Source organism: Enterobacter sp. RHBSTW-00175, from assembly GCF_013927005.1.
Lineage (GTDB): Bacteria > Pseudomonadota > Gammaproteobacteria > Enterobacterales > Enterobacteriaceae > Enterobacter.
This window is the reverse complement of sequence record NZ_CP055930.1, coordinates 3,202,569-3,216,316: the sequence shown is the minus strand read 5'-3', so window position 1 is coordinate 3,216,316 and position 13,748 is coordinate 3,202,569. Positions and strand designations below refer to the sequence as shown.

Below are 13,748 nucleotides of genomic sequence, written 5' to 3'. Positions count from 1 at the left end.
CCATGGTGCCGCTGTAACGTGTTTATTCTAATGACGCTATTTGATCGCTTAATAACAAAAAATTTATTCTGGCCACAGCCACGCCGCACCGCGCACGCCGCTGGAATCCCCGTGCACCGCTTTGCGGATCGGGGTTTCACACTCGCCGCCGAACACCCACTGTTTCACCAGACCAGGTACCGTGGCGTACAGACGGTCAACATTGCTCATCCCTCCCCCCAGGACAATCACATCGGGGTCGAGAATATTCACAACATGCGCCAGTGACTTCGCCAGTCGCATCTCGTAGCGGCTCAGGGCCAGTTCCGCCACAGGATCGTGCTCCTCAACCAGGCGCATGATCTCGTTGCCCTTCAGCGGCTGCCCACTGAGGCGATGATAGTCCTTCGCAAAACCGGTGCCGGAGATAAACGTCTCTATACACCCTTGTTTGCCACAATAGCACGGCACTTCAGCGCGATATTTCAGCTCGTCTTCGTCCATCCAGGGCAGAGGGTTATGCCCCCATTCGCCTGCCGTGCCATTACCGCCAATGTGGGAACGGCCATTAAAGGCTACCCCTGCGCCACACCCTGTTCCGATGATCACCGCAAACACCGTCTGGGCACCTGCGGCAGCCCCATCGATGGCCTCCGAAACTGCCAGACAGTTGGCATCATTCGCCAGACGCACTTCGCGGCTCAGGCGCGCGCTCAAGTCTTTATCAAAAGGCTGGCCGTTGAGCCAGGTGGAGTTAGCGTTTTTCACCACGCCGGTGTACGGCGAAATCGAGCCAGGAATGCCCATTCCCACGGTACCGGTTTGCCCTGTCGCCTGCTCTGCCATCTCGACCAGACGCGCGATCGTCTCAATGGTCTGGTGATAATCATCACGTGGCGTAGGCAGACGGTGGCGGAACAGTTGCTCCCCCTGTTCGCTCAGCGCGATGACTTCGGTTTTGGTGCCGCCCAAATCAATCCCAATACGCACAAGACACTCCTCATTATTTTGATTATCAACAGAGTAGAAGCCGGTTACCCGATTAGCAATGCAAGCACTGCGACAATTCGTTATCATGCCCGCTGATTTAACGACAAGGCCGTGGAAATTATCATGCTGTGGTTCAAAAATTTGATGGTTTACCGTCTTAGCCGCGACGTTTCGCTGCGTGCTGAAGAGATGGAAAAACAGTTAGCCGCTTACACCTTTACCCCTTGCGGTAGCCAGGATATGGCAAAAACCGGTTGGGTTCCTCCGATGGGTTCACAAAGTGACGCGCTGACCCACGCCAGCAGCACGGGTCAAATCATTGTCTGCGCCCGTAAAGAAGAGAAGATCCTGCCCTCACCAGTGGTGAAGCAGGCACTCGAAGCGAAGATCTTCAAGCTGGAAGCCGAACAGGGCCGCAAGCTGAAAAAAACCGAAAAAGATTCACTGAAAGACGAAGTGCTGCACTCTCTGCTACCGCGCGCTTTTAGCCGTTTTAGCCAGACGATGATGTGGATCGACACCGTAAACGGGCTGATCATGGTTGACTGCGCCAGCGCCAAAAAAGCGGAAGATACGCTGGCCCTGCTGCGTAAGAGCCTGGGCTCCCTGCCGGTGGTTCCTATGACCATGGAAAACCCTATCGAGCTGACGCTGACCGAATGGGTGCGCAGCGGCGCAGCGCCTCAGGGGTTCCAGCTGCTTGATGAAGCAGAATTAAAAGCGATCCTCGAAGATGGCGGCGTGATCCGCGCGAAAAAACAGGATCTGGTATGCGATGAAATCGCGGTCCACATCGAAGCGGGTAAACTGGTGACCAAGCTGGCGCTTGACTGGCAGCAGCGCATTCAGTTTGTCATGTGCGATGACGGCTCTGTGAAACGTCTGAAATTCTGCGATGAACTGCGTGACCAGAACGAAGATATCGACCGGGAAGATTACGCCCAGCGTTTTGATGCTGACTTTATCCTGATGACCGGTGAACTGGCAGCGTTAATCCAGAGTCTGGTGGAAGGCCTCGGCGGAGAAGCGCAGAGGTAACAGGCCAAAAACACAGGCCGGGTAAGCGGTAGCGCCACCCGGCTTTTTTTTATTTCAGGTAGCGACACAGATAAGACGTAGGCTCAGCAACCTGCAAATGGAACTCGCTGTGGCCAGGGACGTTGAATACTTGTCCTGCGGCAAACACTTTCCACTCGGTTTCACCTGGCAGTAATACATTCAGCGCGCCGCTGACCACTGTCATCTCTTCGGCTTCAGCCGTGCCAAAGGTGTATTCCCCTTCAGCCATTACGCCCACACTGGCGCGGCCAGTGCTGCTGCTGGTAAAACCAATGGATTTCACTTTACCGGAAAAGTATTCGTTACTTTGAAGCATGAACTGGCCCTTATATTTATCGATAAAAATCCACTATAGGGGCCATGCTCATAGCCTGTCACGCAAAATCATTACGCCAGGAGCTCTGATGCCAGACGCGCCATCAGAACGTTGGATAACAGAACCGGTACATCAAGCGCTTTTTGCAGAAGATCCCGGTGATGCTGATGAAAACCGAGACAGTCCAGGATCAGCACATCCGCCCCTTCGTCGAGCAACGCCTGCCCGGATGCAATCAGTTTTTCGTCGCTATCCGTAATGGGGTTTGCCAGAGCATACAAAGGCGTTTGCGCAAGCGCGCTCCATTTCGCCTCCTGGTTTTCCAGCAGCTCCTCAATAGGGACAATCACCCCCACCTGATGACCGTCAACAATCGAGGCCACCAGCGGCGGAATAATCCGCATCGGTTCCAGCAATATGGCGTTACGCGCGACAAGCCCCTTAATCGGGGCCGTACTCATCAGTAAAATAACGTCATAACCCTGATTATCGAGCACCTCAATGACCCCCTGAAGTGAGCGCTCAATTTTCTGACGTGACACATTCGCCAGTTTACCGTCACTTAATAACGTCGGCAGGAGATCCTCTCCTTCTTCAACAGCGTAGTCTTCCATGACCTCTTCCCGACTCATCTTACCCAACAGGCTAAGATGGGTGATTTGTTGTTCAGAGACATGCTCAGTTAAGAGCGGTAATACTTCGCTTACAGGGACCACACCAATGGTGAGGATCGCCAACGTCGCCTTCATTTTGTTCGCCTTCCATTACTGCCGCAACTGCCACACAGGTACAGACTCAATTCGCTGCACAGCTCATTTTTTCAACAAAACAGCACCAAGCGTAGCAGCAGATCCTTACGCTGAAATGTAAAGATCTACTGGCCTATCTGAATCCGTCTGTAATAACTTAACTTTAACCTCTGCTTAACATTTCCATTGAGTGAAAAGTGTGATTCGGGCACGGTAATGCGCGGTTTGAGAATTTATTCAGGATTTTTCGGGATCTTCGTAGCGCTGCTTTGCATCCAGCGCTTCTTGCTCCGTCTCGTGTTCACTGATTAACGAATCTGCATAGGGATAATCGGCACGCAGTTGAAACCAGGTCACGGTATGCCCCGGATGACCTTTTTCGACGATAACAATGCGTGCGAGACGAGGATAAGGAGGTCGGTTTGGCATAGTTCATCCGTAAGTCAGGGGAGTGAACTATAAGTATAGTCGCCCGCTAACTGGCGCACGCCAGACGCAGCGCTGTCACGATAGAATGGACAACTTGCTCAGGAGATAAAGAGGCATCGACAACATGATGTGCCGCCTCGCGGTATAACGCGTCGCGTTCCGCCAGCACTTCACTCACCTCTTCGCTTATCGGTTTACCGGTCAGGGTAGGACGCTGCCCCTCTTCCGGGAACGCCTCCAGACGCCCGACCAGGGTAGAAACCGGTGCGCAAAGATAAATCACGATCCCTTTTTCGCGCATAAACTGACGATTACATTCCGCCAGGATAATGCCGCCTCCGGTTGCAATGACCGTCGAAGGTGCCGTCACGGCTTCAAGGGTCGCGGTTTCGCGCGCGCGGAAGCTGGCCCAGCCTTCCTGCTCAACGATCTCTGCGATACTTCGTCCAGCATGAGTCTGTAACCAGTGGTCGGTATCGACAAACTGACTGTGGCATACGCGCGACAGCTCAAGACCAACGGTGGATTTCCCACAGCCACGGGGGCCAACTAAAAAGATGGGTTGGGTCATAAAAAGGTGTTCCCCTTGATGCCGGATGGCTGAAGGCTGTAAAGAAATGATTGCAGCGGATGTTGCGTTAACTTTACTGCAAAGCGGTACGTGATGACAACCCTGTGGATGCCACACTGTACCACAAATTGACAATGGTTATCATTACGCAGAGCGGCGCTTCACTTCCAGTAACCATTTATCCAGCTCAGCAGCAAACTGCTGACGGTCGCGCTGGGACAAACTGTCCGGCCCGCCGGTCTGTACGCCACTGGCTCGCAGGGTATCCATAAAATCGCGCATAGTTAGCTTTTCCCGAATGGTTGCCGGCGAGTAGCGCTCACCACGCGGATTGAGCGCAGCCGCGCCTTTTTCCAGCACTTCAGCAGCCAGCGGGATATCGGCGGTGATCACCAGGTCGCCAGCGCTGCACAGACGCACGATCTCATTATCAGCCACATCAAACCCGGCAGGCACGCGCATGGCGCGAATGAACCGGGATGGCGGCACGCGAATATTCTGGTTTGCCACCAGCGTTAACGACATCTGCACGCGATCGGCGGCACGGAATAAGATCTCTTTGATCACATTCGGACAGGCGTCCGCATCAACCCAAATCGCCATATTGTCTCCTCATAATGACATTGCCGACTATTGTCCCTTGCTTTTCGTTGTTAAGCTATAACGCAACGCTATCGATCATAAACGACAACGCATAAGAACGGAGAGGCATGATGGAGAAGAAAATCGGTTTTATCGGCTGCGGCAACATGGGCAAAGCGATTCTTGGCGGTCTGATCGCCAGCGGTCAGGTGTTGCCAGGGCAGATCTGGGTCTATACCCCATCACCGGATAAAGTCGCCGCCCTGCGTGATGAGTACGGCATCAATGCCGCTGAAAGCGCACAGGAAGTCGCACAGGTGGCTGATATCGTCTTTGGCGCCGTGAAGCCGAACATCATGATCAAAGTCCTGAGCGAGATTACCTCCAGCCTGAATAAAGAAACCCTGGTGGTGTCGATTGCCGCGGGCGTCACTCTGGACCAACTGGCTCGTGCCCTGGGTCACGACCGTAAGATTGTACGTGCCATGCCAAATACCCCATCGCTGGTTAACGCCGGTATGACATCTGTCACCCCGAACGCCCTGGTCACAACGGAAGATACCGCTGATGTGCTGAATATTTTCCGCTGCTTTGGCGAAGCAGAAGTGATTGCCGAGACGATGATCCACCCGGTTGTGGGGGTAAGCGGTTCTGCGCCTGCGTATGTCTTTATGTTTATCGAAGCAATGGCAGATGCAGCCGTGCTGGGTGGGATGCCGCGCGCGCAGGCTTACAAATTTGCCGCTCAGGCAGTCATGGGCTCAGCCAAAATGGTACTCGAAACAGGGAAACATCCGGGTGAACTGAAAGATATGGTGTGCTCGCCTGGTGGCACAACGATTGAAGCTGTGCGTGTGCTCGAAGAGCGCGGGTTCCGAGCTGCCGTCATCGAAGCGATGGCAAAATGCATGGAAAAATCAGAAAAACTCAGTAAGTCCTGATATAACATGTCGGGCGTCAGGCCGCCACTTCGGTGCGACCGCGTCCGGCATTTTTCGCTTTATACAAAGCGACATCTGCCGCTTTCAGCCATTCACGATAGTGCCCAAACTGCGGTCCCCAGGGTGCGACCCCGACGCTAATTCGCAGCCGCTCGGCAGGTGCGCCCCGTAATGATAATTTGGTCAGACGCTCATGCACCCGGGACATGGCCGCAATGGCGCTCTCAGACGTCGTACCCGACATAATCACCGCAAACTCATCACCGCCAAAACGCCCAATGTAATCACCTGCACGCAGCGTCAGTTGCAGCTGACGCGTGATAGCGATAATCGCCTCATCACCCACATCATGCCCCCAGGTGTCATTAATGTTTTTAAAGTGATCGATATCGATGAGCAGTATTGTCGCGGTGCGCTGGCTTCGACGGCAATTTTCGTATTCGTTACGCAGCAGCGTTTCCCAGTAGCGACGGTTAAACACGCCGGTCATGCCATCACGGGTGCTCATCAGCTCCAGTCGTCTCTTATGTTCGGCAAGTCGAATTGCCGTGCGATGGCTTACCCAGGCAAAAAGCATGGGGTAAAGCACCAAAATGGGGAGCGTCAGCCACCACTCCAGCGGCTGAGGGGAAAAGGTGATAACAAGGCCGGTGAGCTGCAGTGTGGCAAGCGCCGTCAACACGGTCATTGCCACGCCAGTAAGGAACAAACGGCAGCCACCAGAGCCCATCATATTCATGCCTATCATCATGACCAGCGCCGCCGTGGGCAGTGCGTTCACCCCCATCAGCCCAATCCATATCCCTGCGATGATGGCATCGACCTTCAGGTTATACATTTCACGGTTGAACGGGTCAGGGGAACGGCAGGCCAGCTGCCAGGCAAGATGCGGCCAGAGAAACGCCCAGCCAACCAGCAGTAGCCACCAGCCGCCGGGAAGAGAATGCGTTACCAGAACGCCCGATATGGGGAAAAACATCGCCCCCAGACCAACCATACGCGCCAGTCTTACCCGCCGGGCAAACTGGGTGCCGGAGCGGTGGGGGTCATCCTGAGAAAGGTTATGATGCCACTCTTCCCGAATGCTTTCGCTATTGTAAAAATTTTCGTCATTCATCATTTTTTGGGAATATTCTGAAACATTTTCCCAAATTATAGAGAGGGGTACTTCGGGGAAAGTATGAATTTTCGGGTGAGCCGTCACGACAACTCACCCGTTAGAACTAGGCTTTTTTCTTCAGACAACCGCTCATGAATTTATTACGATCGTCGCCCTTAAGCGATTGCTCGGTCGCCTGGACGTTGCACTCGCGCATTTTCTGCTGCTGTGGCGTCAGACTTTTTTCCTCTGGCTTTGATGCACCATTTTTGAGGCAATCGCTCATATACGTCTTACGCGCATCTCCTTTGAGGGTCTGCGCCGTGGCCTGTTGGTTACAGGTCGTCATGCGCTGCTGTTGAGGGGTTAAGGTTTTTTCTGCCGCGTTCGCTGAAGCCATCAGAAACACGCCAGAGAGCAGGGTAACCAAAAATGTTATTTTCATTGCACCATCCTTTTGTGAACATTCACTCTAAGTCTGGTTCGTGGTGGGGAAAAAACCACCCGGCAGAGGCGATTTCTGCCGGGTGCGTCTGTTATTTCAGACCGAGTGCCGCTTTCATGGTGTAGAACAGATCGGTTTGATCCGTCAGCCCTACCACGTTCGCCGCATGTGGACCATAGGCGGCAATACGCAGTTGCGTGCCAGTATGTTCCATCGACTCTTCTTCAGAGGTGCCATAGCTCATCACCATCACCGCGCCGTCTTTGGTAGTCAGCGCCTGGGTCAGGCCTGGTGCTTTGGTTTCTGGTGGGATGATCTGGCTGGAGTGCGCATGGTCAGCGGTCACCACCACCAGGGTATTCCCGTCTTTCTTCGCAAATTCCAGCGCCTTCTGTACCGCTTCGTCCAGGTCAACCGTTTCGCCAATCTGACCACATGGATTCGCCGCATGATCTTGCTTATCGATTGACGCGCCTTCGACCTGCAAGAAGAAGCCTTTTTCACTTTTACTCAGCAGGGAAATGGCTTTATCCGTCATGGCTGCAAGCGTCGGGATGCCGTCGTCACGTTTAGGATTCGGCGTACAGGTCACCGCAGGTTTGTCGATGTTGCCGTGGTAAGAGGCTTTTGGGCCTTCCCAACGCACCGGCATGTTGCCATCAGAGAACAGACCCAGCAGCGGTTTATCCTGATTCGCCTGGGTGATCGCCGCCAGAGAGGCAGTATCGCTTACCAACTGGTAGCCACGCGCTTGCGCTTGTTCGCGCAGCGTTTTTCCCTGCCAGTCGCCAGCAGTTGCCGTTTCAGCAAAGGTTTTTGCGCCACCACCCAGCGTCACATCCGCACGGGCGTTCAGAAGCTGTTCGGTAATCGAACCTTTCCCCCCTTTTTCCAGCGCGTTGGTCGGGCATTTTTCGCTGGTCACAGACGGGCCGTAGCATTTACGCGAGGTAACATGCGACACCAGCGCTGCCGGGGTAGCATCCTGAAGTTCAGCCGTCGAGACGTTACCGGTTGCCAGCCCCGCCGCTTTTGCCATTTCCAGAATGGTTTGATGATCTTTTTCGTGGATGTCCACACCCAGTGCGCCATTGTAGGTTTTCACGCCGGTTGACCATGCCGTCGCCGAGGCGGCTGAATCCGTGACGTAATCCGGTTTACCGGTTTTTTTATTCAGTGCGTAATGGGTGTATTGCCCGGTCAAGGGTAATGCATCAATACCCTTAAAGGAGCCACCCGCGCCTTCGGCATAATTTCGCGCAGCGGTAATTTCAGAATCACCCATACCGTCGCCAATCAGCAGAATGATATTTTTGGCAGGCTTCTCATTTAGCGAAGCGCGAATGGCCGCAGTTTGGTCTTCTGACAGGCGACGAGCGCCACCAGGCTGGGTGATATCGCCCTGAGCAGCGCGATTATCCAGTACGCTGGTACTCGTGGATTCAGCATGAATTACAGGGGTAAACAACAGGGGTATTAATGCAATGAAAAGTGCGCTCTGTTTCAATTTATTTTCTCCATGTACAAATACATAAAAAATAAAACAGAGCGACTATAGGCATCCTGCATGACATTTCTATGACACGCCGTCAGGTTTGATGACGGTTTAACTGCGAGGATGCCTTAATAGCTTCTTTACGTATTGCTGAAGCAATTGCGCATCCTCTACCGGAACCAGTGAGTCAGGCCGGGCGTTCTCCAGCGCCACTTCAACGCTGTTAATCAGAGTCTGCTGATCGCTTATCGCCATCTGCCTTAGCAGCGCAGTGACCACAATTTCCAGCGCTTCAACCTGGGCGACCAGTTCTTTTGACTCTTCTTCCTTTTGTGCAAGCTTGACCAGCAACTCAGCAATGAGATTTTTCACTGTGCTATTTCCTTATGTCATTTTTTCAGAACTTAACATTCTGAACCAATAATGCAAAGCGGTGTTGAGCATTATCTTATGCAAAATTGATTTTATAGCCAAAATAAATGACATAACTTATCAGCGAAACGTTTTTCTATTTTTAAAACCCACGAAGGCTAAGCGGGAATATCTCACAAAGGCAGGTCGCATTTTGTTATATAAAAATGCGACCGCCATAAGAATATATAATGTATATCGCAGCGTATTAGCGCGACGATTTTTCCAGCGCTATTTGCTGGCGACGACGAAGCGCAAAAGCCAGCTGGATGATATTCACCAGGATAACCACGGCCGTAGCGGCAAATACCCAACGGAATCCCGCCATTGCCGAAACAGACGCTCCCATCAGCGGGCCTGCGACATTCCCCAAATACATAAACGACTGGTTATATCCAAAGATACGTCCCGTAACCTGATCGCTGGAATATTTCACCAGCAGCGTTTGCACCGCAGGCAACATGGCACCATCGGCAAAGCCCAGCAGGAAGCGTAACACCCCGAGCTGTAGCGGCGACGTGACAAATGACATGGCAAAAAACAGCACAACGGCAAAAATCAGCGTGCCCATTAATATGCGCGCCGTACCGATCCGATCACCCAGTCTCCCCAGACGCGGTGCAGACATCAGTGCCGAAACGCCCGGCACAGCGGCAATTATCCCGCTGAGAAACGCAATGTTGTTGCTGTCTGGCTCCATCGATTTAATAAACAGCGCGAGGATCGGGCCGACCGAGCCATTACAAAGCTGAATCACCATCGTAGTGACGAAGAGGCTAATCATCAGGCCCGGATAGGGTAACGTGGCAAACACGGCTTTCCCGCTCAGGCGTTCTGACTTGCTTACAACCGGTCGCCCACCCTCTTTGATCAAAAACAGGGTGACCAGGAAGCTTATCACCAGAAGCGCTGCCGTAATAAAGAACACCGCCCGCAATCCCACGTTGTCGGCCAGGAAGCCGCCCATCAGCGGGCCGCCAATCACGCCGCTTATCTGGGCTGTTGAAAGGGTGCTAAGCGCCCAGCCGCTACGCTCACGTGGCACTTGCGATGCCACCAGCGCCATGGCATTAGGAATATAACCGGATGTCAGCCCCATCAGGGCGCGCAGCACAAACAGCTGCCAGACGTTTGTGGCAAAAGCCTGGAGCAGTATTGCCACCGCCATTCCAAGCGATGCGCGCAGCAGCATCAGCTTGCGCCCTTTTCTGTCTGCCAGGCTGCCCCACATAGGCGAGACAATGGCAGAAACCAGAAACGTGACGCTGAACACCAGACCCGACCACATCGAAAGCGCTTCATGGGATGAAACACCCAGTTGCGAAACGTACAGTGGTAAGAACGGTAAAATCTGGCTAATGGCAAGTCCGGTAAAAAAACAGCCAAACCAGACCGATATAAGGTTAACTTTCCAGGATTCCATAACAGACGCAATCTTCATTTTTAGGCGAATTCGCCTACAGATTAGCAAGTTACGTGCATTCACGTAGCGCCAGAGATGCAGACATAGATGACTTTGGTGTTTTATCTTCCCAGTCATCATATTTGTGAAACATGTCACAAATTATCCGTTAACAGGTGGTGATTTATGCTTTAAAAACCACACCCAAACATTATGGCAGAAGGCCGGGAAACCCGCAGGGCATCGTGGTATGTTATAGGCTTTTCGTCAGACTGGAAGAGAGTGAAATGGCTAAGCAGCGGGTGGGTATTGTCTTTGGGGGAAAATCAGCAGAACACGAGGTGTCGTTGCAATCGGCAAAGAATATTGTCGATGCGATTGATAAAAACCGCTTCGAGGTTGTACTGCTGGGCATTGATAAACAGGGTCAGTGGCATGTCAATGATGCCGGCCAATATCTGTTAAATGCTGACGATCCGGCACATATCGCGCTTAATCCATCTGAAATCAGCGTTGCCACTGTCCCGGGCAAAGTTCAGGGGCAGTTTATCGACGCAGGTAATGCGCAGGCACTGGCGCAAATCGAGGTTATTTTCCCGATTGTTCACGGCACCCTGGGTGAAGATGGTTCCTTGCAGGGGATGCTGCGTATGGCAAACCTGCCGTTTGTTGGCTCTGATGTACTGGGCTCCGCCGCCTGCATGGACAAAGACGTCACGAAACGCCTGTTGCGCGATGCCGGGCTGAACATTGCGCCATTTATCACCCTCACCCGCGCCAACCGCGACAAACACAGCTTCGCCAGCATCAGCGCTCAACTGGGCCTGCCGTTGTTCGTTAAGCCTGCCAATCAGGGTTCCTCTGTTGGGGTCAGCAAAGTGAACAGCGAAGCGCAGTTCAATGAAGCCGTTCGCCTGGCTTTCGGGTTCGATCATAAAGTGGTGGTTGAGCAGGGCATCAAAGGCCGCGAAATTGAATGTGCGGTACTGGGCAACGATTTCCCGCAGGCGAGTACCTGTGGCGAAGTGGTGTTAAACAGCGATTTCTACTCTTACGACACCAAGTACATCGATGACAAAGGCGCGCAGGTAGTGGTGCCAGCAGCAATCGATCCGGCCATTAACGACAAGATCCGCGCGATCGCCGTTGAAGCGTATCAGGCACTGGGCTGCGCCGGCATGGCACGTGTCGACGTGTTCCTGACGCCAGAAAACGAAGTGGTGATTAACGAGATCAACACGCTGCCTGGCTTTACCAATATCAGCATGTATCCAAAACTGTGGCAGGCGAGCGGTATCAGCTACCCAGAGTTGATCACCCGCCTGATCGAACTGGCGCTGGAGCGTCACGCTGCCGACCGCGCCCTCAAAAGCTCCGTAAACGGTTAATCGGCTTTCTTTGCCGTATCCGTTGAATCCGCTGTCGCCTCTTCCGGCCGACGGCGGATAATCAATCCCGCCAGCCAGAAACTGATCACCCACGTCACCATGCCGACGGCATAGGTTTGCCAGCCTTTTGCGTCAAATCCCAGCAGCCCCACAACCCCGTTGAGAATGAAAATAAGGCCGATAGCAAAGGCGTAATAATGCCAGTCACGGCGTAGTTTGGAAGTGAGCTTCATGGGGACTCCGGCAGAAAAAAAGACATCCTCTCACAGTTTCGCGACCAGGTCTGTGGCGGGATGCGGGAATTCTTAAACGTGTCGCAATTTCACTTAAGTCATAAAACTGTGATCCGATGCAGAAATCGACAATCCAGGAGAATTCCTTAGGGCAAATTACCACGATTCTGATATTGACAAATGCTATGACCTGTCAGACTCCACCTGTACGACGCATTTATGAGCAGAGTGATATTACGGGAGGTCTTTATGGCTGATTTTACATTGTCGAAACCGATTTTTGGCGGCAAACAACCAAAAACCTCTACGGCAGGCAATATCGCCTATGCCCTGTTTGTGCTGTTCTGCTTCTGGGCAGGCTCACAACTTCTTAATATGCTGGTCCATGCGCCAGGCGTCTATGAACACCTGATGCAGGTTCAGGATACGGGCCGCCCTCAGGTAGAAATAGGCTTCGGTGTCGGCACGGTCTTCGGGTTAATTCCCTTCCTCGCAGGCTGCATGATCCTGGGCGTCGTGGCCCTTGTGCTGCGCTGGCGTCGCCACCATCGTTAAAGCGCCATACAGCGAGCCCGACGCTCATCCACGCGTTTTGCAAACCAGGCGGTAGTGAGATTACGCGTAATCTTCGGGCTCTCAAGCTGGATGCCTGGCAGAATGGCTTTCGGTAGCGCCTTGCCGCTCTTCTGCTCTGCGAGCTTAAATACCTGCTGATACAGATCCGTTTTCTCAAACGCCAGACTGTCTCCTTTCTCCAGCTGACGGCGGATCTCGCTGTTGCTCATCCCCAGTTTCGCAGACAATTTACGCACAGCCAGCTCAGTGGTGCCCGCTTCGCTGCTGCCATAAGCAATGAGATCGCCATCCAGCGCCAGTTTCACTCCGCTGGCGCGGCTCACAGCGCTCTGGAATGCGGCATTGCGGCTGGCGTACCAGCCTGCGTTAAAGTCAGCAAAGCGGTACAGCGGCTCGCTGTAGTTGGCCGGATAGTTCAGCAGATGATAAGTGCCAAACCAGAGTCCCCCCCGCAGGGAGAACACTTCCTGGCGCACCGTGCCGTCGATTTTCCACGGATAGCCATCGGTGTGCTTTTCTGCAAACGCGATACTGACCTGCATCGGCCCGCCGGTATGGACCGGGTTAAGCGAGCCAAACAGCTTCTGCCCCATCGGCACCATACTGATGAAATCATCAAAAATGGCGCTCAGCTGTTTCTCGGTTTTCACCGTGTCCAGCCGTTCGCTGTAGGTTTTGCCATTTGGCGAGGTGATTTTGAGTGCGGTATGCACCAGGAATACCGGGATATGCATTGACTCAGCGCGGCGGTCTATCTCTTTCCAGGCAATCTTGTTCAGCCCTGGCACCGCCGGGTCGGACTGGTACATCGACTCCTGCTGAGCGACGGCCAGCACCGAGCAGATATTCTCCTCGGTGGGGGCAATCTTCTGGCTGTCAAACGTCCTGGCTAATGCATCTGCCCACGCATTGCGGTCCTTCACGCTGGCGGGCATTTTTTGCCGTACAACGCTTGCCACATCCAGTGGTTTTTCACCCTTTTTAAGCGGGGCTGCCCCTTTTTCGGCACAGCCCGCCAGAACCAGGGCGGCCAGCAAGGACAACGGTAACGCGCGTGGTACGGCAAATGGCATAACAACTCCC

Annotated in this window: 17 protein-coding genes; 4 read left to right on the top strand and 13 right to left on the bottom strand. The window is 53.4% G+C overall.

Translation table 11 applies throughout. The features are described 5' to 3' along the window. Positions 1 to 63 precede the first annotated feature (63 nt). Positions 64 to 969: a fructokinase gene (gene mak / locus HV107_RS15230; protein ID WP_182059794.1), complete on the bottom strand. Its 906-nt coding sequence runs from the start codon at positions 967 to 969 to the stop codon at positions 64 to 66. Between the two features lie 123 nt (positions 970 to 1,092). Between mak and rdgC the strand changes: the two genes are divergently transcribed. Beyond that, a complete protein-coding gene (gene rdgC / locus HV107_RS15225; protein ID WP_182059793.1) occupies positions 1,093 to 2,007 on the top strand; it encodes a recombination-associated protein RdgC in 915 nt (304 codons plus the stop codon). A 49-nt stretch (positions 2,008 to 2,056) separates the two neighbouring features. On the opposite strand, the gene ppnP is transcribed toward rdgC, so the two are convergent. The 5 genes from ppnP to HV107_RS15200 all read right to left on the bottom strand — a co-directional run bounded on the left by ppnP (position 2,057) and on the right by HV107_RS15200 (position 4,696). Next, on the bottom strand, positions 2,057 to 2,344 hold the full coding sequence (gene ppnP, locus HV107_RS15220; protein ID WP_006176849.1) for a pyrimidine/purine nucleoside phosphorylase: 288 nt from the start codon (positions 2,342 to 2,344) through the stop codon (positions 2,057 to 2,059). Between the two features lie 71 nt (positions 2,345 to 2,415). Then, positions 2,416 to 3,093 (bottom strand): AroM family protein, encoded by a 678-nt coding sequence (locus HV107_RS15215; RefSeq protein WP_182059792.1) that lies wholly within the window; start codon positions 3,091 to 3,093, stop codon positions 2,416 to 2,418. 237 nt (positions 3,094 to 3,330) lie between these two features. Beyond that, entirely contained in the window at positions 3,331 to 3,522 is a 192-nt protein-coding gene (locus tag HV107_RS15210; protein ID WP_182059791.1) for a YaiA family protein, read from the bottom strand. Positions 3,523 to 3,568: 46 nt separating this feature from the next. Continuing rightward, a complete protein-coding gene (gene aroL, locus HV107_RS15205; RefSeq protein WP_182059790.1) occupies positions 3,569 to 4,093 on the bottom strand; it encodes a shikimate kinase AroL in 525 nt (174 codons plus the stop codon). Positions 4,094 to 4,237: 144 nt separating this feature from the next. After that, positions 4,238 to 4,696 carry a YaiI/YqxD family protein gene (locus HV107_RS15200; protein ID WP_182059789.1) on the bottom strand — a complete coding sequence of 153 codons (459 nt, stop codon included), beginning with the start codon at positions 4,694 to 4,696 and terminating at the stop codon, positions 4,238 to 4,240. 110 nt (positions 4,697 to 4,806) lie between these two features. Between HV107_RS15200 and proC the strand changes: the two genes are divergently transcribed. Next, positions 4,807 to 5,616 carry a pyrroline-5-carboxylate reductase gene (proC, locus tag HV107_RS15195; RefSeq protein WP_182063529.1) on the top strand — a complete coding sequence of 270 codons (810 nt, stop codon included), beginning with the start codon at positions 4,807 to 4,809 and terminating at the stop codon, positions 5,614 to 5,616. 16 nt (positions 5,617 to 5,632) lie between these two features. On the opposite strand, the gene adrA is transcribed toward proC, so the two are convergent. The 5 genes from adrA to HV107_RS15170 all read right to left on the bottom strand — a co-directional run bounded on the left by adrA (position 5,633) and on the right by HV107_RS15170 (position 10,489). Next, complete coding sequence (gene adrA / locus HV107_RS15190; protein ID WP_182059788.1) at positions 5,633 to 6,736, bottom strand: diguanylate cyclase AdrA; 1,104 nt, start codon at positions 6,734 to 6,736, stop codon at positions 5,633 to 5,635. A 103-nt stretch (positions 6,737 to 6,839) separates the two neighbouring features. Beyond that, positions 6,840 to 7,160 carry a phosphate starvation-inducible protein PsiF gene (gene psiF / locus HV107_RS15185; RefSeq protein ID WP_182059787.1) on the bottom strand — a complete coding sequence of 107 codons (321 nt, stop codon included), beginning with the start codon at positions 7,158 to 7,160 and terminating at the stop codon, positions 6,840 to 6,842. A 91-nt stretch (positions 7,161 to 7,251) separates the two neighbouring features. After that, positions 7,252 to 8,667 carry an alkaline phosphatase gene (gene phoA, locus HV107_RS15180; RefSeq protein WP_182059786.1) on the bottom strand — a complete coding sequence of 472 codons (1,416 nt, stop codon included), beginning with the start codon at positions 8,665 to 8,667 and terminating at the stop codon, positions 7,252 to 7,254. A 99-nt stretch (positions 8,668 to 8,766) separates the two neighbouring features. Next, the gene (gene iraP / locus HV107_RS15175) at positions 8,767 to 9,027 is read right to left on the bottom strand and encodes an anti-adapter protein IraP (RefSeq protein ID WP_182059785.1); all 261 of its coding nucleotides are present in this window, start codon (positions 9,025 to 9,027) and stop codon (positions 8,767 to 8,769) included. 247 nt (positions 9,028 to 9,274) lie between these two features. Continuing rightward, positions 9,275 to 10,489 carry a multidrug efflux MFS transporter gene (locus HV107_RS15170; protein ID WP_182059784.1) on the bottom strand — a complete coding sequence of 405 codons (1,215 nt, stop codon included), beginning with the start codon at positions 10,487 to 10,489 and terminating at the stop codon, positions 9,275 to 9,277. 266 nt (positions 10,490 to 10,755) lie between these two features. Between HV107_RS15170 and ddlA the strand changes: the two genes are divergently transcribed. Next, on the top strand, positions 10,756 to 11,856 hold the full coding sequence (gene ddlA / locus HV107_RS15165) for a D-alanine--D-alanine ligase (protein ID WP_182059783.1): 1,101 nt from the start codon (positions 10,756 to 10,758) through the stop codon (positions 11,854 to 11,856). Here ddlA and HV107_RS15160 read toward each other — a convergent pair. Next, positions 11,853 to 12,089 (bottom strand): DUF2754 domain-containing protein, encoded by a 237-nt coding sequence (locus HV107_RS15160; RefSeq protein WP_182059782.1) that lies wholly within the window; start codon positions 12,087 to 12,089, stop codon positions 11,853 to 11,855. The two genes, ddlA and HV107_RS15160, sit on opposite strands and share 4 nt — an antisense overlap. A gap of 249 nt (positions 12,090 to 12,338) precedes the next feature. Here HV107_RS15160 and HV107_RS15155 point away from each other — a divergent pair, with 249 nt between their 5' ends. After that, positions 12,339 to 12,644, top strand: a complete 306-nt coding sequence (locus HV107_RS15155) for a YaiY family protein (protein ID WP_182059781.1) — start codon at positions 12,339 to 12,341, stop codon at positions 12,642 to 12,644. Here HV107_RS15155 and HV107_RS15150 read toward each other — a convergent pair. After that, positions 12,641 to 13,738: a DUF1615 domain-containing protein gene (locus HV107_RS15150; protein ID WP_182059780.1), complete on the bottom strand. Its 1,098-nt coding sequence runs from the start codon at positions 13,736 to 13,738 to the stop codon at positions 12,641 to 12,643. The genes HV107_RS15155 and HV107_RS15150 overlap by 4 nt on opposite strands. Between the last annotated feature and the right edge of the window lie 10 nt (positions 13,739 to 13,748).